Here is a 19,559-nt window from a genome sequence, read left to right as displayed (position 1 = left end):
CAAAAGAAATACTTTTCATTAGAATAAAAGAAAGACTTGCAGCGTGTTGTAGTCGTACGCCGGAAGGAGAGGTTCAATGGCGCAAAAAATGCCTGAAGATGAACAAAAACTATGGGAAAGATGGAAGCAGGAACAGCATCCCGATGCTGGAGATGCACTGGTAGCTCGTTATATGCCGCTTGTCACATTTCATTGTCGGCGTATTGGAGCAGCTCTCCCAAAAACAGTAAGCAGGGAAGAAATAGCGAGCTATGGAATGACAGGGCTTTATGATGCTCTGCTGAAGTTTGAACCATCACGAGATTTAAAGTTTGACACCTATGCTTCTTTTCGGATTCGTGGCGCCATTTTAGACGGTCTCAGAAAAGAGGACTGGCTGCCGCGGGCAACGAGAGAAAAATCCAAAAAAATTGAAGCAGCTTCTTCGATGCTTGAACAGAAATATTTACGTGTTGCTACACCTGAAGAGGTAGCTGACGAACTTGGCATGTCTGTGGCCGACATTCAAGATACAATGGCGGAACATTTTTTTTCTCATGTACTGTCTATGGATGAACAGGCGCAGGATCCTGATCAGCCGGAAGCAGGAGGGTTTGTGCTGAAAGACCCGCGCACCAAAACACCTGAGGAAGAAATGGTCAAGCAGGAGCAGATTCAGGAGCTATCCGCGCAAATCAAAAAGTTAACAGATAAAGAGCAGCTGGTGATTGATCTCTTTTATAAAGAAGAATTGACGCTTACGGAAATTGGCGAGGTATTAAACTTATCCACTTCACGAATCTCACAAATCCATTCAAAAGCTCTTTTTAAGTTGAAGCAGCAGCTCTTAAAGCATTAAATATGGATGCAGCGGGGGCTGCTAAATGGATTTTAAATCAATTGAAATGCAGGTGGCGCTTCCACGTACATTTGAAGGAGCAAAGCCGGCTCAAGACCGTCAGCAGCCCTTTTTTGTTGCCCAGCAGCATATACAGCATAAAGCCGTCAAAGAAATGAAGGGGAAAGGGACGGTGGCAGCTGGGAGTCATCAAAGCAACCAAACAGGCGGGCAGGGTGGCGAAGAGCAGCAAAACAAACAGAAAAAGAAAAAAGAAATCCGCAGAAGATGGGATATGCCCATCCTTATAAAGGGGAGCAGATCAACTTTAGCGGGTAAGAGGGACGTATGACAATATTTTTAATCACCATTTCTTTTTTAATTCATGCGATGAGCTTATTTGCCCTGATTATCCTTTTCCAGCGGCAGAACAAAATCAGCGACTCGGAGAAAAAAGCAAAGCAGGCCGCAAAGGATATGGAAGAAATGATGACGGCCTTCCTAATAGAAATAAAAGAAGAAAATGAGCAGCTTATTGCGAAATTGGGAAGTATTCCTCCGGCAAAAAAACCAAATGCTAAAGACCCGGAGCCCAGGGAAAAGCCACTGCCCCCGCTCACGCCTCGAAAAGCTGCGGCAAAAGCCTATACGGGGATGAAAACAGTCCAAGTAGAAAGAAATACAGAAAAGGAAGTGCCGCAGTCGAAAAAAATAGCGGATATGAGAGAGCAGGGAATGACAGAGGAAGAAATCGCAAAAATGCTTCATATTGGGGTAACGGAAGTGCAGCTTGCACTTAAATTTAACAAAACTGCAGGAAAGTAGTTGCAGCCCTATATCGAATGTGTTATAGTAACTAACGGTGTTAATACACACGTCTTTTGATTCATCAGCCGGTGCCGTCTCAGACGGAAGCTGTGTGAGTGTGAGAAAGACGGAGGAAATCAAACCAAACAGGAGGAAACAAAACATGTCAGTAATTTCTATGAAGCAATTGCTTGAAGCAGGCGTTCACTTCGGTCACCAAACTCGCCGTTGGAACCCAAAAATGAAAAAGTACATTTTCCAAGAGCGTAACGGGATCTACATCATCGATCTTCAAAAAACCGTTCGCAAAGTGGAAGAAGCGTACAAATTTGTAAGAGAAGTTGCCGGTGACGGCGGTAAAATCTTGTTTGTTGGTACAAAAAAACAAGCCCAAGATTCTGTGAAAGAAGAAGCAGAACGTTCAGGTATGTACTATGTAAACCAACGCTGGTTGGGTGGTACACTTACTAACTTCTCAACAATCCAAAAACGTGTACAACGTTTGAAAAACATTGAAAAAATGCAAGAAGACGGTACATTCGAAGTACTTCCAAAGAAAGAAGTTGTTCAGCTTAAAAAAGAGCATGAGCGTCTTGTTAAATTCCTTGGCGGTATTCGTGATATGAAAGGTCTTCCTGATGCCCTATTCATTATCGATCCACGCAAAGAGCGTATCGCTGTTGCGGAAGCACGTAAATTGAACATTCCTATCGTAGGTATCGTTGATACAAACTGCGATCCGGATGAAATCGATTATGTAATCCCAGCGAACGATGATGCGATCCGTGCGGTTAAACTTCTAACAGGTAAAATGGCTGACGCTGTTCTTGAAGCGAAACAAGGCGAAGAAATCGCTGAAGAAGAAGTTCAAGAAGAAGTGCAAGAAGCTGAAACAGCAGAAGCAGCAGCTGAGTAATGAAACAGATAAAGGTGATAAGAGGGATACCCTTATCACCTTTTTTTAAAGAAAGAAACAATAAAACCGCATAGCGGTTCTACATATTTAAAGGAGGAACCAAAATGGCTATTACTGCACAAATGGTAAAAGAACTTCGTGAAAAAACAGGCGCAGGCATGATGGACTGCAAAAAAGCACTTGTTGAAACAAACGGTGATTTAGATCAAGCAATCGATTTCCTTCGTGAAAAGGGAATTGCAAAAGCAGCGAAAAAATCAGACCGTATTGCAGCTGAAGGTACAACATTTATTACAAGTGAAGGCGACACAGCTGTTCTCTTGGAAGTAAATGCAGAAACAGATTTCGTTGCGAAAAACGAAAACTTCCAAGTGCTTGTAAAAGAAATCGCCGCTCACCTATTAGCGAACAAGCCAGCTTCTGTTGAAGAAGCTCTTGCACAAACAATGGAAAACGGTAAAACAGTTGATACGTACATCAGCGAAGCAATCTCGAAAATCGGTGAAAAACTTACACTTCGCCGCTTTGAAATCCGTACAAAAGGCGAAAACGCTGCATTTGGTGAGTACCTGCACATGGGCGGCCGTATCGGCGTATTAGCTATTGTTGAAGGCACTACAGATGCTTCAGCAGCCAAAGATGTAGCGATGCATGCAGCTGCATTAAATCCAAAATATGTTTCACGCGACCAAGTTTCTGAAGAAGAAGTAGATCGTGAGCGTAAAGTATTAACAGAACAAGCGCTTAACGAAGGCAAACCAGAAAACATTGTTGCAAAAATGGTTGAAGGCCGTCTTGGCAAATTCTTTGAAGAAATCTGCATTTTGGATCAAAGCTTTGTTAAAGATCCAGATCAAAAAGTACGCCAGTTCCTTGAGTCTAAAGGAGCAACTTTAACTGAGTTCGTTCGTTACGAAGTGGGCGAAGGCTTAGAAAAGCGTCAAGATAACTTTGCAGAAGAAGTTATGAGCCAAGTTAAAAAATAATGATTCCGCATCCGCCGGTCGGAAAGGAATAAATGGAATCCCTTGCCGCTCTTGGTGAGGGATTTCATGTACATTACAGATGGAGGTCTACATGAGCCAGCCAAAGTATAAACGTGTTGTATTAAAATTAAGTGGTGAAGCATTAGCAGGTGAAGCAGGATTTGGTATTAACCCTGCTGTTATTCAATCTGTTGCAGAACAGGTAAAAGAAGTAAGCGAATTGGATGTGGAAGTGGCAGTTGTGGTAGGCGGCGGTAACATTTGGCGCGGCAAGATTGGCAGCGAAATGGGTATGGACCGCGCAACAGCGGATTATATGGGGATGCTTGCAACCGTGATGAATTCAATGGCGCTGCAGGACAGCCTAGAACAGCTCGGAATTGAAACACGCGTACAGACATCCATTGAAATGCGCCAGATTGCTGAGCCGTACATTCGCCGTCGTGCGATTCGTCATTTGGAAAAAGGCCGTGTTGTTATTTTTGCTGCGGGTACTGGAAATCCTTACTTCTCAACCGATACAACTGCTGCACTGCGTGCTGCTGAAATTGAAGCGGAAGTTATTTTAATGGCGAAAAACAACGTGGATGGCGTGTACAGCGCCGATCCAAAAGTAGACAAAGATGCGGTTAAATACTCAGAGTTGTCTTACCTGGATGTGATTAAGGAAGGACTTGCGGTTATGGATTCCACTGCTTCTTCCCTATGCATGGACAATGATATTCCGCTTGTTGTTTTCTCGGTTACGGAAAAAGGGAACATCAAACGTGTTGTACTTGGTGATAATATCGGAACAATCGTGAGGGGGAAATAAACGTGTCTCAAGAAGTAATGAATCAATCAAAAGAAAGAATGGATAAAGCGATCTCCGCATTTAATCGCGAGCTTGCTTCCATTCGTGCTGGACGCGCAAGCGCGAACGTGCTTGACCGTATTACAATTGATTATTACGGCGCGCCAACACCAATTAACCAGCTTGCTTCTATTAACATTCCAGAAGCCCGCCTGTTAGTCATTACACCATATGATAAATCATCTATGGGTGATATTGAAAAAGCAATTTTAAAGTCAGACCTTGGTTTGACACCATCGAATGATGGTTCTGTGATTCGATTGAACTTTCCTGCTTTAACAGAAGAGCGCCGCAAAGAATTGGCCAAGCTTGTTAAAAAAGAAGCGGAAGAGGCAAAAGTAGCGATTCGCAACATTCGTCGTGACACGAACGATGATTTGAAAAAGGGCGAAAAAAATGGTGATCTAACTGAGGATGACCTTCGCGGCTACACAGAAGATGTTCAAAAACAAACGGACAATTATATCCGCAAAGTGGATGAAATTGCCAAGGAAAAAGAACAAGAGATCATGGAAGTGTAAAGAAAAAACCCTCTTGCTGGCAGGAGGGTTTCTTTTTTTGGATTTTATCGCTCCAATTACTACGAAAACAGCATCTATGGTAAAATAGGTTGGAAGAAGCGATATGGGGGATTTTGTATGGCACATAAACAGTGGTTTTGGCAATCAAAAAACGCAGGAGAGCCTGTGATTTCCGAAGAAGGGATTCCTGCGCATATTGCCATTATTATGGATGGGAACGGCCGCTGGGCAAAAAAAAGAGCGCTGCCCCGTATTGCCGGTCATAATGAGGGAATGAAAACGGTTCGGGAAATCACAAGGGCTGCAAATAAGCTTGGTGTTAAAGTGCTGACGCTTTATGCGTTCTCGACAGAAAACTGGAAGCGGCCTAAGCTTGAAGTTGATTTTTTAATGAAGCTTCCACAGGAGTTTCTCTCTACATTTTTGCCTGAACTAATGGAAGAAAACGTACGTGTAGAAATGATAGGTGATATCGAGCAGCTTCCTGCACACACAAGAAATGCTGTGCAAAATGCAAAAAACCAAACAGCCGAAAACAATGGACTTATTCTTAATTTTGCATTGAATTATGGCAGTCGAACAGAGCTTGTTCAAGCTATGCGTTCTATGATAACAGATGTTCAGTCGGGAACATTATCAGAGCAGGATATAACAGATGCTACTGTTTCCCGCTATTTAATGACCAGCCATTTGCCAGAGCCCGACCTCCTCATTCGAACAAGCGGAGAGCATCGACTAAGCAACTTTATGTTATGGCAGCTGGCTTATACGGAATTTTTCTTTACGGACGTTTTATGGCCTGATTTTTCAGAAAAACATCTACTTGAGGCAGTAGCTTCATATCAAAAAAGATCAAGGCGGTTTGGCGGGTTGTCGTAATGGAATGATGGGGGATTAACAATCATGAAACAACGAATGATAACAGGAATGATAGCGGCAGCAGCATTTTTGCCAATCGTACTGATTGGGGGGCTGCCCTTTCTTATTCTTGTTTACGTAATGAGTGCGGTGGCTGTAATAGAAGCATTAAAAATGAAACAGATTTCGATTTTCTCCATACCAGGCCTGTTGTCGATTTTGCTCGTCTTTATTATGCTGATTCCGCAGAGCGACAGGACGGACTGGCAATTCCTGGGTATGGAGAAGTTTGAATATCTTGGCTTATTCGTTTTGCTGTTTCTTGTTGTAACGGTCATGACGAAAAACCAATTTACGTTTGAAGATGCTGCTTATTGTATATTGCTGACACTTTATATCGGCTTTGGTTTCTATTATTTTATCGAAACGAGAGAAGCCGGCGGCGTTTTGTATGTCTTTTTTGCCCTGTTTATTACGTGGGCATCTGACTCGGGCGCATATTTTATTGGCCGCTCATTTGGAAAACGCAAGCTTTGGCCGGATATCAGCCCGAACAAAACAGTGGCCGGCTTTTACGGGGGAATTGGCTCTGCCGTAGTCGTTGCGGCAGTTTTTCTGCTGTTTCTTGATTTCCAGGCGCCGGCTCTGTGGGTACTCGTATCGGCAGCGATTCTGTCTGTAGCAGGCCAGGTAGGCGATTTGGCAGAATCCGCTCTGAAGCGGCATTATGGTGTAAAAGATTCAGGTAATCTGCTGCCAGGCCATGGTGGGATTTTAGACCGCACAGACAGCTGGCTGTTCGTGTTTCCGCTGTTGCACATGCTTCAACTATTGTAGGGAGATGAATGTAGTGAAAACGATAAGTTTATTAGGGGCAACCGGATCCATTGGTGTGCAGACTCTTGATATTATACGAAAGCATCCAAATTCTTTCCGGCTAGCGGCTTTTTCTGCAGGGAAAAACGAGGAAGCTGCTGAAAACATCATTCGAGAATTTGAGCCAGCGCTCGTCTCCGTTATTGAAAAAAATACAGCGGAACGCCTGCAGACGAAGTTTCCGTCCATACGCGTATTGTATGGAAAGGAAGGGCTTGAAGCAGCGGCAGTGATTCCGGAAGCAGACACACTTGTAAACGCGGTGATTGGCAGTGTCGGCCTGGAGCCGACGCTTAAAGCGATAAAGGCAAAAAAAAACATCGCCATTGCTAATAAAGAAACGCTTGTTACAGCTGGACATATTGTAACAGAGGCCGCAAAGCAGGCGGGCGTTCATTTACTTCCAGTTGACAGTGAGCATTCAGCCATTTTTCAAAGCCTGCAGGGTGAACAGGAAAAAAATATCAGCCGGCTCATTTTAACAGCTTCAGGCGGAAGCTTCCGTGATAGAAAAAGGGATGAGCTCGAAAAAGTAACCGTAGAAGAAACATTAAATCATCCAAACTGGTCTATGGGCGCGAAAATAACAGTCGATTCTGCTACAATGATGAATAAGGGGCTTGAAGTAATTGAAGCGCACTGGCTGTTTGGCCTGCCTTATGAACAAATTGATGTTATTTTGCATCGTGAAAGCATCATCCACTCGATGGTTGAGTTTCATGACCGGTCGGTGATGGCACAGCTTGGTTCACCTGATATGCGTGTGCCAATCCAGTATGCACTCACTTGGCCGGACCGGCTGCCTCTTCCTGGTACGGCTCAGCTGAATTTAGCCGAGATTGGCCGTCTTCATTTTCAAGAGATGGATTTTGACCGATACCGTATGCTTCATCTTGCGTACACAGCGGGACGCACAGGCGGAACGATGCCTGCCGTGATGAATGCGGCAAATGAAGAAGCAGTCGCTGCTTTTCTCGATCGGAAAATATCATTTTTGCAAATTGATGAAATGGTGGAGCGGACGATGGAGGGACATACACCTGTTCAATCACCAGAACTTGGGGCAGTGCTGGAGGCAGATGCTGAAGCCAGGGCGGCAGTACGCTCACTTTTATCATAAAAAAAGGTGGTTAGAAACGTTTGAATACCGTTATAGCGTTTATCGTTATCTTTGGATCGCTTGTTTTTTTCCATGAATTAGGCCACTTTCTCTTTGCTAAGCGGGCCGGTATTCTATGCCGTGAATTTGCGATCGGATTCGGTCCAAAAATATTTGCGCATAAAAAAGGAGAAACCGTTTATACGATCCGCCTGCTTCCGCTCGGAGGCTATGTACGCATGGCGGGTGAAGACCCGGAAACGACAGAACTGAAAGCCGGCCAGAGAATTGGCGTTGTTTTTAATGAAAAAGGCGAGGCGGTTAATTTAATTGTAAATGGCCGGGATCGCTTTAAAGATGCTCGCACGATTGAAATTGAAAAAGCGGATCTTGAGCATGGCTTAACGATCAGTGGATATGAAGAAGGCGAAGAAGAACTGCGCACTTATCCGGTACACCGTGAAGCTTTAATGACCGAAGACCAGTTAAGCACGCAAATTGCGCCGTATGACCGCCAATTTAATTCAAAAACGCTTCCGCAGCGTGCTATGGCTATTTTTGCCGGTCCTTTGTTTAACTTCATTCTTGCGTTCATTATTTTCGTAGTACTGGCCATGATTCAGGGAATTCCAACGGACGAGCCAAAGCTTGGTGAAGTGATTAACAATGGGGCAGCAGTTGAAGCGGGCCTGAAAGAAGGAGACCGTGTGATCTCTATTAATGGAGAAAACATGGGATCCTGGAAAGAAATCGTTACGGTTATTCAGGACAACCCAGGAAAAGAGTTAACTTTTTCGATCGATCGTAATGGGGAACAATTAACGATACCTGTTACGCCGGATAAAGAAACGGCAGAAGGCGAAACATTCGGCCGTATCGGCGTGTATAGTCCTTTTGAGCACTCTGTACTTGGCTCGTTCACGTATGGGGCCAAAGAAGTGTACGTTTGGACGAAGATGATCATCAATATGCTTGGCACGATTGTAACGGGACAGTTTTCGCTTGATATGCTGTCAGGGCCTGTTGGCATTTATGTTTCCACCGATACAGTCGCTCAGTCCGGCATTTTAAACCTGGCAAAATGGGCGGGCGTACTGAGCATAAATCTCGGGATTATGAATCTCCTGCCGCTTCCAGCTTTAGACGGCGGACGCCTGCTGTTTTTCTTGTATGAAGCGATACGTGGAAAGCCGGTAGACCGCCGCATGGAGGGTATGGTGCATTTTGTCGGCTTTGCGCTGCTTATGCTTTTGATGATTGTGGTTACATGGAATGATATTGAAAGATTCTTTTTACAGTAAATTATTATTTTAGTCGAGGTGCGATTGAATGAAACAAAGCAAAACGTTAATTCCAACGATGCGGGAAGTACCGGCTGATGCGGACGTAAAAAGCCATCAGCTGCTTCTTCGCGCCGGTTTTATCCGGCAAAATGCAAGCGGGATTTACAGCTATCTGCCGCTTGGCCAAAAAATGCTCCGCAAAGTAGAAGCGATTGTCCGTGAAGAAATGGATGCCGCAGGGGCAGTTGAACTTCTCATGCCGGCCCTGCAGCAGGCAGAGCTTTGGGAGGAGTCAGGACGCTGGCAGACTTATGGTCCGGAACTCATGCGTTTAAAAGATCGTCATTCACGTGACTTCGCACTCGGCGCAACCCATGAGGAAGTGATTACGTCTCTTATCCGGGATGAAATAAAATCATACAAGCGCCTGCCGCTGACTTTGTACCAAATTCAAACAAAGTTCCGTGATGAAAAACGACCACGGTTTGGCCTGCTTCGCGGCCGTGAATTTATTATGAAAGATGCATACTCCTTCCATGCTTCACAAGAGAGTCTGGACGAAGTATATGATCGTTTATTTGAAGCATATTCGAATATCTTCCGCCGCTGCGGATTGAATTTCCGGGCGGTTATTGCCGACTCAGGTGCAATGGGCGGAAAAGACACACATGAGTTTATGGTGTTGTCTGATATCGGTGAAGATACAATCGCGTATTCAGACACATCTGATTATGCAGCAAATGTGGAGATGGCGCCGGTCACAGTCGTATATGAAAAAAGTGACGAGGAACAAAAACCGCTTGAGAAAGTAGAAACACCTGATTCAAAAACGATTGAGAAAGTCAGTGCGTTTTTGGATGTTTCGGCTGAGCAGTGCATTAAAACTCTTCTTTTTAACGTCGACGATGAAATGGTTGTTGTTCTTGCACGCGGAGATCATGAAATCAACGATATTAAATTGAAAAATGTCTTGAATGCCAAAACGGTCGAAATGGCGGATGAAGAAGAGGCCGTAAAATTATTTGGTGCTTCGTTCGGTTCGCTTGGCCCGGTTGGCCTTCCGGCTGATGTGAAAATACTGGCTGATAACGCCGTTCAATCGATGGTAAACATTGTGTGCGGGGCGAACGAAAATGGCTTTCATTATGTGAATGCCAATGCAGATCGTGATTTCCATGTAACAGAATTTGCAGATCTTCGCTTTATTTTAGAAGGTGATCCGTCTCCAGATGGAGAAGGAACGATTCAGTTTGCAAAAGGAATCGAAGTTGGCCACATCTTCAAGCTGGGCACGCGTTACAGTGAAGCAATGAACGCTGTGTATCTGGATGAAAACGGCCGGACACAGCCGATGATTATGGGCTGCTACGGTATTGGCGTTTCCCGTGTTCTTGCAGCAATGGCGGAACAATACAATGATGAAAACGGCTTTGTATGGCCGCTAAATCTTACGCCATTTGATGTTCATGTGATTCCCGTCAATGTGAAAGACTCGGCGCAGACAGATGCAGCAAACGAAATCTATACGGCTCTTCGGAATGCAGGTATGGATGTGCTGCTCGATGATCGTGCTGAACGTGCAGGGGTTAAGTTTACCGATAGTGATTTAATTGGTGTGCCTGTTCGTGTAACAGCAGGGAAAAAAGCTGCTGAAGGCATTGTTGAAATAAAAGTACGCCAGACAGGCGAAGTAGTAGAAACGTCTGTTGAAGAAATCGTGCAAGCGGTACGCAGCTTGCAGGCTGCACTTTAAAAGAAAAAGGATGACCGGCTCGTGCCGCTCATCCTTTTCTGTGTAAGGGGGAAATAAAAATGAAGGAAGTATCAAGTGGACGGAGCCGCTTTTTAATCCTGCTGGACCAGCTTCGGCTAACAGAAGATGCAGTGGTCCGCCACTTTGAAGGAACCGAAATCAAAAAATTAACCGTATTAAAACAAGAAAAAAAGTGGCATTTTGTATTTGCGGCCCCAGCGCTGATTCCGTGTAATGTTCTCATGCGGTTTGCCGATTCGCTGTCTGCCACATTTGCCACATTTGCCTCGGTTACTTTCTCAATGGAAGTGCAGGATCGCACGTGCACACCGGAGCATATCATCGATTACTGGCCGTATTGCGTCCGCCAGCTTGAAGGCATGGCACCTCCGCTTTTAGCGACATTAAATGGGCAAAAACCAGAGGTATCAGGGACCAAGCTTGTGATCGGCACCCAAAATGAAATGGAAGGCATGGCGCTCAAAAATAAATATGGACGCCGTTTGTGTGAAGTGTATGAAAGTCTCGGATTTCCGCCGCTGACATTTGACATACAAGTTTCCCAAAACGAGCGAAACGAAGAATATGAAAAGTTTTTAGAAGAAAAGCGCAAAGAAGATGCGGAACGAGCACGCCAGGCAGTCATCGATATGCAAAACCGGGCAAAAGAGCAGGATGAGGCTCCAGAAGAATCCGGCCCTGTGACGATTGGTTATATGATCAAGCCCGATGCAGAATTTAAAAAGCTTGAAGAAATTGTTGATGAAGAGCGCCGGATTGCTTCAGAAGGGTATATTTTCGACGCAGAAACGAAAGAGCTGCGCAGCGGCCGTACGCTGCTCACTTTTAAGATTACCGACTACACGGACTCCTTAATGGTCAAAATGTTTTCGCGTGATAAAGAAGACGCTGCGATGTTTAACCGTATTAAAAAAGGCATGTGGGTACGTGTGCGGGGGTCTGTTCAAAATGACACCTTTGTCCGTGACCTCGTGATGATCGCCAATGATGTAAATGAAATTCGTTCCCCGATGCGGGAAGATACAGCAGAGGAAAAACGGGTGGAACTTCATCTTCATTCACCGATGAGCCAGATGGATGCCATAACTTCCATCAGCACATTAGTCGGGCAGGCAAAAAAATGGGGGCATCCGGCTATCGCTATTACCGATCATGCAGTGGCTCAGTCGTTCCCGGAAGCATACAGTGCCGGAAAAAAACATGGCGTAAAAATTTTATATGGGATGGAAGCCAATCTCGTTAATGACGGTGTGCCGATCGCATATGAAGATGCCGACCGGGAGCTTGCTACAGACACGTATGTGGTTTTTGACGTTGAAACGACGGGTCTTTCAGCAGTATACGATACGATTATTGAACTGGCAGCAGTCAAAATAAAAGACGGTGAAATTATTGACCGGTTTGAACGATTTGCCAACCCGCATCATCCGCTGTCTGCAACAACCATTGAACTGACCGGGATTACCGATGACATGGTACAAGATGCACCTGAGGTAGACGAAGTGCTCCGTGATTTCAAAGAGTGGACCGGGGATGCCATCTTGGTTGCGCATAATGCGTCGTTTGATATGGGCTTTATTCAAACAGGCTACAAAAAGTATGCTATAGGCCGGACCTCAAATCCAGTGATTGATACACTGGAGCTGGCACGTTTACTGTACCCGGATATGAAAAATCACCGGCTGAACACACTGGCGAAAAAATTCGATGTAGAATTAACTCAGCATCACCGCGCGATTTACGATGCGGAAGCGACGGGATACATCCTGCTTAAATTGTTAAAAGATGCAGATGAAAAAGGGATTAAGAAACATAATGAGTTCAATAACTTTATGGGGGAAGGCGGGGCCTATAAACGTGCACGCCCTTACCACTGTACGATTCTTGCCCAAAATGCAGAAGGGCTGAAAAATTTATTTAAGCTTGTGTCCCTCTCGCATATCAATTACTTTTACCGTGTGCCGCGAATCCCGCGTTCTGTTTTGCAAAAACACCGCGGCGGCTTGCTGATTGGCTCCGGCTGCAACAAAGGGGAAGTATTTGAAGCGATGATGCAAAAAGGGATGGACGAAGCACGACAGGCTGCTGAGTTTTATGATTATTTAGAAGTGCAGCCGAAAGCCGTAAATGCGCCGCTGATTGAAATGGAGCTTGTACGTGATGAAGCAGGGCTTGAAGATATTATTCGAAACATCGTCACCATTGGAGAAGAACAAAACAAACTAGTTGCCGCAACCGGCAATGTTCATTATTTAAATGAAGAAGACAAAGTGTACCGCCACATTTTAATTTCATCTATGGGCGGAGCCAATCCATTAAATCGCCAGACACTGCCGGACGTTCACTTCCGGACAACGGATGATATGCTTGACGCTTTTTCATTTTTGGGGAAAGAAAAAGCGCATGAGATCGTTGTGGCCAACACGAATAAGATCGCTGATATGATCGAAGAAGTCAAACCGATTAAGGACGATCTGTATACGCCGAAAATTGAAGGCGCTGACGAAGAAATGCGGGAAATGAGTTATGGTATGGCACGGAAGATTTATGGGGATAACCTGCCAGAAATTGTAGAAGCGCGGCTTGAAAAAGAATTAAAAAGTATCATCGGCCATGGATTCGCGGTTATTTATCTAATTTCGCATAAGCTGGTGAAAAAGTCGCTTGATGACGGTTACCTGGTTGGCTCACGCGGATCGGTCGGTTCGTCATTTGTTGCCACAATGACCGAAATAACAGAAGTAAATCCGCTGCCTCCGCACTATGTATGCTCATCGTGCAAAAAATCCGAGTTCTTTGATGATGGGTCGGTCGGCTCCGGATTTGACCTGCCGGATAAAGATTGTCCAAACTGCAGGATCCCCTACAAAAAAGACGGACATGATATTCCGTTTGAAACATTCCTTGGGTTTAAAGGGGACAAAGTGCCGGATATCGATTTAAACTTTTCCGGTGAGTATCAGCCGCGTGCGCATAATTACACGAAAGAGCTGTTTGGTGAGGATTATGTATTCAGGGCCGGCACCATTGGTACGGTAGCGGAAAAAACCGCCTACGGCTATGTGAAAAAGTATGCTGAAGAATATACGAAGCAATACCGGAGTGCCGAAGTAGACCGTCTTGTATCCGGATGTACGGGCGTTAAGCGAACAACCGGACAGCATCCAGGCGGTATCATCGTTGTGCCGGATTACATGGATATATACGATTTTTCACCGATTCAGTATCCGGCTGACTCTGATAAATCGGAGTGGAAAACGACCCATTTTGATTTCCATTCCATTCACGATAACCTGCTTAAGCTCGATATTCTCGGTCACGACGATCCAACGGTAATCCGGATGCTTCAGGATTTATCAGGCATAGATCCAAAAACGATTCCGACCGATGATCCTGAAGTAATGAAGATTTTCAGCGGCACTGAATCCCTCGGTGTAACGGAAGAGCAAATTATGTGTAAAACCGGTACACTTGGTATTCCGGAATTTGGTACGCGGTTCGTCCGCCAGATGCTTGAAGAAACAAAACCAACTACATTCTCAGAGCTCGTTCAAATTTCCGGTTTGTCTCACGGAACGGATGTATGGCTCGGAAATGCGCAGGAGCTGATTCAAAAAGGCATCTGCCAGCTGTCTGACGTAATCGGCTGCCGGGATGACATTATGGTCTATTTGATTTATCAAGGGCTTGAACCGGCTTTTGCTTTTAAAATCATGGAATCTGTCCGTAAAGGAAAAGGGCTGACAGAAGAAATGGAAGAAGAAATGCGCAAAAATGAAGTGCCGGAATGGTATATTGATTCATGTAAAAAAATCAAATACATGTTTCCGAAAGCGCACGCCGCCGCTTACGTTTTAATGGCTGTGCGGATCGCGTACTTTAAAGTACATTTGCCGCTTCTTTACTATGCTGCTTATTTTACGGTCCGGGCGGAAGATTTTGATATCGATGTGATGTCAAAGGGCTCGTCTGCGATCAAAGCCCTGCTTCAGGAAATTAACGCAAAAGGGCTGGATGCATCACCGAAAGAGAAAAACTTGATGACAGTTCTTGAGCTGGCACTTGAGATGGTAGAGCGAGGCTTTACGTTCAAAAAAGTGGATTTATACCGTTCAAGCGCAGACGAATTTGTCATTGACGGCAATTCTCTTATTCCGCCGTTTAATGCGCTGCCGGGTCTTGGGACAAATGCGGCTAAAAATATTGTGGCGTCCCGTGAGCACGGTGAGTTTTTATCCAAAGAGGATTTACAGCAGCGCGGCAAGGTTTCGAAAACCATTATGGAATATTTGGAGAAAATGGGATGTCTCGACGCGCTGCCCGACCAAAACCAGCTGTCACTGTTTTGAGGCGCGTTTGCAAAAAGGGTGCATTTATGGTATCCTTACAGATGGAAATTGCATGATAACTCTCTTCGAAAGAGTGGGCCGCCCCCACTCTTTCGTGTTTGTTGCGGGGATGTTCCGAAACAAATTTTTTCATGCGGGAGGATAAAAAATGAGCAAAATCATCGAAACGGTTGAACAAATCGCCGTACCAATCATTGAAGAATTAAACCTCGAACTCGTTGAAACAGAGTATGTAAAAGAGGGGAAAAACTGGTTTTTGCGCCTCTACATTGACAAAGAAAACGGCGTGGACATTGAAGAGTGCGCAGCGGTCAGCGAACGGTTGAGCGAAAAGCTTGATGCACTCGACCCGGACCCGATTCCAGACAATTATTTCCTTGAAGTCTCATCACCAGGGGCAGAGCGTCCGCTTAAAAAAGAGCAGGACTTTGAACGGGCTGTCGGCCGGCATGTGAACATTAAGCTTTATGAGCCAATTGATGGGGAAAAAACATTTGAAGGAACACTTCTTTCCTTTGCAGATGGCGAGCTGACTGTAGAATATATGGTTAAAACCCGCAAAAAGCAAGTGACGGTTCCACTTTCCAAAGTGGCAAAAGCGCGTCTGGCTGTCACATTTTAAAAAAATTTAATAAGATATGGATGTAAGGAGGCTTTTTGGCCAATGAGTTCAGAATTATATGATGCGTTGCTTTATCTTGAGAAAGAAAAAGGCATTGAGCGCAGTTTGTTAATTGAAGCAATTGAAGCAGCACTTGTCTCAGCGTATAAACGCAATTTTAACCAGGCACAAAACGTTCGGGTGGAGCTGAATTTAGAAGCCGGCTCAATGCGTGTGTTTGCCCGGAAAGAGGTAGTAGAGGAAGTATTCGACTTCCGTTTGGAAATTGCGCTGGCTGATGCAGTACAAATCAATCCTTCTTATGAAATTGGCGATGTGGTCGAAATGGAAGTAACACCAAAAGATTTTGGCCGAATTGCAGCTCAAGCAGCAAAGCAAGTTGTAACGCAGCGTGTTCGTGAAGCAGAACGCGGAATTATTTATTCGGAATTTATCGACCGTGAAGAAGATATTATGACCGGTATTGTACAGCGCCAGGATGCCCGCTTTATTTATGTAAGCCTTGGCAAAATCGAGGCGCTTTTGCCACAGGCAGAGCAAATGGCGAATGAAACATACAAGCCGCATGATCGAATCAAAGTGTTTATTACAAAAGTGGAGCGGACAACAAAAGGCCCGCAAATTTATGTATCACGCACACATCCAGGACTTCTGAAGCGCTTGTTTGAAATTGAAGTGCCGGAAATTTTTGACGGCACTGTTGAAATTCGCTCGGTATCACGCGAAGCAGGCGACCGTTCCAAAATTTCTGTTCATGCAGAAAACCCGGAAGTGGATCCGATTGGCGCTTGCGTCGGTCCGAAAGGCAATCGCGTTCAGGCAATCGTAAACGAGCTGAAAGGCGAAAAAATCGATATCGTTCAGTGGTCAGAAGATCCGGTTGTCTTTGTGGCTAATGCCCTCAGCCCGGCTAAAGTCGTTGAGGTTATGGTGGAAGAGGAAAACAAAGCAACAACCGTTATCGTACCGGATTATCAATTATCACTGGCTATCGGCAAGCGCGGTCAAAACGCCCGTCTTGCAGCGAAACTAACCGGCTGGAAAATTGATATCAAAAGTGAAACGGACGCTCGGGCAGCAGGCATTTATCCAAGCGGAAAAACAGCCGAGCAGGATGAAGATGATACGGAGCCGTCGAACAACAACCTTGAAGATTTCTTTTCTGAAGAAATCGAATAAGGAGGCGTACTGCAATGCCAATGCCTAAAAAAGTGCCGCTTAGAAAGTGTGCGGCAACAGGAGAAATGAAACCTAAAAAAGAAATGATTCGCATTGTCCGGTCGAAGGAAGGCGAAGTGTCCGTTGACCCAACCGGCAAAAAATCGGGACGGGGCACTTATGTTTCCCGGACGAAAGAAGCGGTGGAAGCGGCTCAAAAGAAAAATGTGCTGGCACGGCAGCTGAGTGCGGAAGTGCCGCCATCTATTTATGAGGAATTATTTGAGCTTGTGGCGAAAGGCAACGACTGAGATGGCCGTACATCCATGGGCTTCGTTTCTCGGTCTTGCCAACCGGGCCGGCAAGCTGATTACCGGTGAAGAACTGACCGTAAAAGAAATACAGCGCGGGAATGCAAAACTGGTTCTTTTATCGAAAGATGCATCCCGCAACACAGAAAAGAAAATAACGGATAAAGCAGCTTTTTACAAAGTGCCGGTGCGCCGCGTAGAAAATCGCGAAGTACTCGGACAGGCCATTGGCAAAGAAGCGCGTGTCGTTGTGGCGGTAACGGACACCGGTTTTGCTAAAAAGCTTAAAACGCTTATCGAGGAGGAGTGACAGAAGCGATCTGTCATGACAAGGAGGCTGTTTGAATTTGAATAATAAACCGAATAATCAACAATCAACTACGAATAAACCGGCGGGAAACCGTGGACCGGCAAAGCCGAAGCCAACAGGTTCTAGACCAGGCCAGCAAAAGCAGGGCGGTTCAAAACCGGGTTCCCGCGGCATTAACGGCGGGCCACGCGGAAAAGGCCGTTCCGGTGGACAGCGTAAAGGAGCACCGAAACAGCCAATTCCAGTGAAAAAGAAAGAAATTCCGGAAAAAATTGTTTTCTCCGGTTCTTTAACAGTGGGCGAGCTTGCCAAGAAAATGAACGTTGAACCATCTGATGTCATTAAAAAATTGTTTATGCTCGGCGTAATGGCAACGATCAATCAGGAGCTTGATAAAGATGCTATTGAACTTGTGGCAGGCGAGTTTAACGTAGAGGTAGAAGAAGAAATTTTAATCGATAAAGCGGACCTTGAAACATATTTTGAAGAAGAAGATTCTCAGGAAACTGCGGTTGAACGTCCGGCTGTTGTAACCATTATGGGTCACGTTGACCACGGGAAAACGACACTTTTGGATTCTATCCGTAACACCAAAGTAACAGAAGGCGAAGCTGGTGGTATTACGCAGCATATCGGTGCCTACCAAGCTGAAGCAAACGGCAAAAAGATTACATTCCTTGACACACCAGGACACGCTGCGTTTACAACAATGCGTGCACGTGGTGCGAAAGTAACCGATATTACCATTCTTGTAGTGGCAGCCGATGACGGTGTTATGCCACAAACCGTTGAAGCCATCAACCACGCAAAAGCAGCAGAAGTGCCGATTATCGTTGCTGTAAACAAAATTGATAAGCCGGCTGCAAATCCGGATCGTGTGATGCAGGAATTAACAGAGCATGGACTTGTTCCTGAAGCATGGGGCGGCGATACCATCTTCGTTCCGCTTTCAGCAAAACACGGCGAAGGTATTGATACATTGCTCGAGATGATTCTTCTTGTTGCAGAAGTAGAAGAATTAAAAGCAGATCCAAAACGAAAAGCAATGGGTACAGTTATTGAAGCCGAGCTGGATAAAGGCCGCGGTTCTGTAGCAACATTGCTTGTTCAAAACGGTACGTTAAATGTCGGTGACCCGATTGTTGTTGGAAACACATTTGGCCGTGTCCGCGCCATGGTAAACGACATTGGCCGCCGTGTTAAAACAGCTGGCCCGTCTACCCCGGTTGAAATTACCGGATTGAATGAAGTGCCGCTTGCGGGTGATCGATTCGTCGTATTCGAAGACGAGAAAACAGCACGTCAAATCGGGGAATCCCGTGCGCAGGATGCTCTTTTGGCACAGCGGAGCGAGAAAACAAAAGTCAGCCTTGATAACCTGTTTGAACATATGAAACAAGGGGAAATGAAAGATTTAAACATCGTTTTAAAAGCCGATGTACAAGGATCGGTTGAAGCGGTAGCGGCTGCTCTTCAAAAAATTGAAGTAGAAGGCGTAAACGTAAAAATCATCCATACCGGTGCCGGTGCGATTACAGAATCAGATATTATTTTGGCTTCTGCTTCAAATGCCATCGTTATTGGATTCAATGTGCGTCCGGATGTGAATGCAAAACGCACGGCGGAAGCGGAAGAAGTAGAAGTACGCCTGCATCGTATTATCTACAAAGTCATCGAAGAAATCGAGGCTGCGATGAAAGGAATGCTTGATCCGGAATTTGAAGAAAAAATTATCGGACAAGCGGAAGTACGCCAGACATTCAAAGTGTCTAAAATCGGTACAATTGCGGGAAGCTATGTAACAGAAGGGAAAATCACACGTGATTCAGGCGTCCGCTTGATTCGCGACGGCATCGTTATTTTCGAAGGAGAAGTCGATGCGCTGAAACGCTTCAAAGATGATGCAAAAGAAGTCGCGCAGGGCTATGAGTGCGGGATTACCATTCGTGGCTTTAATGATGTCAAAGAAGGCGATATTATTGAAGCGTTTATCGAACAGGAAATCGAACGTAAGTAACC

General features: G+C 45.2%; 18 protein-coding genes. All 18 read left to right on the top strand.

The window, feature by feature from the left end:
- The first annotated feature begins 76 nt into the window (after positions 1-76).
- The 18 genes from RRU94_RS19500 (at position 77) to infB (ending at position 19,557) form a co-directional block, all read left to right on the top strand.
- Positions 77-838 carry a FliA/WhiG family RNA polymerase sigma factor gene (locus RRU94_RS19500; protein WP_315692512.1) on the top strand — a complete coding sequence of 254 codons (762 nt, stop codon included), beginning with the start codon at positions 77-79 and terminating at the stop codon, positions 836-838.
- Between the two features lie 25 nt (positions 839-863).
- Positions 864-1,169: a hypothetical protein gene (locus RRU94_RS19495; RefSeq protein WP_315692511.1), complete on the top strand. Its 306-nt coding sequence runs from the start codon at positions 864-866 to the stop codon at positions 1,167-1,169.
- Positions 1,166-1,642: a DUF6115 domain-containing protein gene (locus tag RRU94_RS19490; protein WP_315692510.1), complete on the top strand. Its 477-nt coding sequence runs from the start codon at positions 1,166-1,168 to the stop codon at positions 1,640-1,642. The genes RRU94_RS19495 and RRU94_RS19490 overlap by 4 nt, the downstream gene beginning before the upstream one ends.
- Positions 1,643-1,787: 145 nt before the next feature.
- Positions 1,788-2,540, top strand: a complete 753-nt coding sequence (gene rpsB, locus RRU94_RS19485; RefSeq protein WP_050181424.1) for a 30S ribosomal protein S2 — start codon at positions 1,788-1,790, stop codon at positions 2,538-2,540.
- Positions 2,541-2,644: 104 nt separating this feature from the next.
- The gene (tsf, locus tag RRU94_RS19480; protein WP_315692508.1) at positions 2,645-3,526 is read left to right on the top strand and encodes a translation elongation factor Ts; all 882 of its coding nucleotides are present in this window, start codon (positions 2,645-2,647) and stop codon (positions 3,524-3,526) included.
- 91 nt (positions 3,527-3,617) lie between these two features.
- Positions 3,618-4,340, top strand: coding sequence for a UMP kinase (pyrH, locus tag RRU94_RS19475; RefSeq protein ID WP_251270214.1), 723 nt, complete (start codon positions 3,618-3,620; stop codon positions 4,338-4,340).
- A 17-nt stretch (positions 4,341-4,357) separates the two neighbouring features.
- Positions 4,358-4,900: a ribosome recycling factor gene (frr, locus tag RRU94_RS19470; protein ID WP_255821970.1), complete on the top strand. Its 543-nt coding sequence runs from the start codon at positions 4,358-4,360 to the stop codon at positions 4,898-4,900.
- A gap of 117 nt (positions 4,901-5,017) precedes the next feature.
- Entirely contained in the window at positions 5,018-5,779 is a 762-nt protein-coding gene (locus RRU94_RS19465) for an undecaprenyl pyrophosphate synthase (protein ID WP_315692507.1), read from the top strand.
- A 24-nt stretch (positions 5,780-5,803) separates the two neighbouring features.
- Positions 5,804-6,595 (top strand): phosphatidate cytidylyltransferase, encoded by a 792-nt coding sequence (locus RRU94_RS19460; protein ID WP_315692506.1) that lies wholly within the window; start codon positions 5,804-5,806, stop codon positions 6,593-6,595.
- Between the two features lie 13 nt (positions 6,596-6,608).
- Positions 6,609-7,754 (top strand): 1-deoxy-D-xylulose-5-phosphate reductoisomerase, encoded by a 1,146-nt coding sequence (locus RRU94_RS19455; protein WP_315692504.1) that lies wholly within the window; start codon positions 6,609-6,611, stop codon positions 7,752-7,754.
- A 20-nt stretch (positions 7,755-7,774) separates the two neighbouring features.
- Entirely contained in the window at positions 7,775-9,034 is a 1,260-nt protein-coding gene (rseP, locus tag RRU94_RS19450) for an RIP metalloprotease RseP (RefSeq protein ID WP_315692503.1), read from the top strand.
- Positions 9,035-9,062: 28 nt separating this feature from the next.
- Entirely contained in the window at positions 9,063-10,769 is a 1,707-nt protein-coding gene (locus RRU94_RS19445) for a proline--tRNA ligase (RefSeq protein ID WP_315692501.1), read from the top strand.
- Positions 10,770-10,828: 59 nt separating this feature from the next.
- Complete coding sequence (locus RRU94_RS19440) at positions 10,829-15,139, top strand: PolC-type DNA polymerase III (protein WP_315692500.1); 4,311 nt, start codon at positions 10,829-10,831, stop codon at positions 15,137-15,139.
- 148 nt (positions 15,140-15,287) lie between these two features.
- Positions 15,288-15,761: a ribosome maturation factor RimP gene (gene rimP / locus RRU94_RS19435; protein ID WP_315692499.1), complete on the top strand. Its 474-nt coding sequence runs from the start codon at positions 15,288-15,290 to the stop codon at positions 15,759-15,761.
- Positions 15,762-15,803: 42 nt separating this feature from the next.
- Complete coding sequence (gene nusA, locus RRU94_RS19430; RefSeq protein ID WP_251270206.1) at positions 15,804-16,940, top strand: transcription termination factor NusA; 1,137 nt, start codon at positions 15,804-15,806, stop codon at positions 16,938-16,940.
- 14 nt (positions 16,941-16,954) lie between these two features.
- Positions 16,955-17,230 carry an RNase P modulator RnpM gene (rnpM, locus tag RRU94_RS19425; protein ID WP_242234464.1) on the top strand — a complete coding sequence of 92 codons (276 nt, stop codon included), beginning with the start codon at positions 16,955-16,957 and terminating at the stop codon, positions 17,228-17,230.
- 1 nt (position 17,231) lies between these two features.
- Entirely contained in the window at positions 17,232-17,540 is a 309-nt protein-coding gene (locus RRU94_RS19420; RefSeq protein WP_242234465.1) for a YlxQ family RNA-binding protein, read from the top strand.
- A gap of 37 nt (positions 17,541-17,577) precedes the next feature.
- Positions 17,578-19,557 carry a translation initiation factor IF-2 gene (gene infB, locus RRU94_RS19415; protein WP_315692497.1) on the top strand — a complete coding sequence of 660 codons (1,980 nt, stop codon included), beginning with the start codon at positions 17,578-17,580 and terminating at the stop codon, positions 19,555-19,557.
- The last annotated feature ends 2 nt before the right edge of the window (positions 19,558-19,559 follow it).

The sequence above is a fragment of the Domibacillus sp. DTU_2020_1001157_1_SI_ALB_TIR_016 genome (assembly GCF_032341995.1).
In the GTDB taxonomy this organism is placed as follows: domain Bacteria; phylum Bacillota; class Bacilli; order Bacillales; family Domibacillaceae; genus Domibacillus; species Domibacillus indicus_A.
This window is presented reverse-complemented; position numbering and strand designations above follow the sequence as displayed.

Excerpts from the sequence above, each read along its gene's own strand:
- RRU94_RS19500 (WP_315692512.1), top strand. The coding sequence starts at position 77 with ATGGCGCAAAAAATGCCTGAAGATGAACAAAAACTATGGGAAAGATGG.
- RRU94_RS19495 (WP_315692511.1), top strand. The coding sequence starts at position 864 with ATGGATTTTAAATCAATTGAAATGCAGGTGGCGCTTCCACGTACATTT.
- RRU94_RS19490 (WP_315692510.1), top strand. The coding sequence starts at position 1,166 with ATGACAATATTTTTAATCACCATTTCTTTTTTAATTCATGCGATGAGC.
- rpsB (WP_050181424.1), top strand. The coding sequence starts at position 1,788 with ATGTCAGTAATTTCTATGAAGCAATTGCTTGAAGCAGGCGTTCACTTC.
- tsf (WP_315692508.1), top strand. The coding sequence starts at position 2,645 with ATGGCTATTACTGCACAAATGGTAAAAGAACTTCGTGAAAAAACAGGC.
- pyrH (WP_251270214.1), top strand. The coding sequence starts at position 3,618 with ATGAGCCAGCCAAAGTATAAACGTGTTGTATTAAAATTAAGTGGTGAA.
- frr (WP_255821970.1), top strand. The coding sequence starts at position 4,358 with ATGAATCAATCAAAAGAAAGAATGGATAAAGCGATCTCCGCATTTAAT.
- RRU94_RS19465 (WP_315692507.1), top strand. The coding sequence starts at position 5,018 with ATGGCACATAAACAGTGGTTTTGGCAATCAAAAAACGCAGGAGAGCCT.
- RRU94_RS19460 (WP_315692506.1), top strand. The coding sequence starts at position 5,804 with ATGAAACAACGAATGATAACAGGAATGATAGCGGCAGCAGCATTTTTG.
- RRU94_RS19445 (WP_315692501.1), top strand. The coding sequence starts at position 9,063 with ATGAAACAAAGCAAAACGTTAATTCCAACGATGCGGGAAGTACCGGCT.
- RRU94_RS19440 (WP_315692500.1), top strand. The coding sequence starts at position 10,829 with ATGAAGGAAGTATCAAGTGGACGGAGCCGCTTTTTAATCCTGCTGGAC.
- rimP (WP_315692499.1), top strand. The coding sequence starts at position 15,288 with ATGAGCAAAATCATCGAAACGGTTGAACAAATCGCCGTACCAATCATT.
- nusA (WP_251270206.1), top strand. The coding sequence starts at position 15,804 with ATGAGTTCAGAATTATATGATGCGTTGCTTTATCTTGAGAAAGAAAAA.
- rnpM (WP_242234464.1), top strand. The coding sequence starts at position 16,955 with ATGCCAATGCCTAAAAAAGTGCCGCTTAGAAAGTGTGCGGCAACAGGA.
- RRU94_RS19420 (WP_242234465.1), top strand. The coding sequence starts at position 17,232 with ATGGCCGTACATCCATGGGCTTCGTTTCTCGGTCTTGCCAACCGGGCC.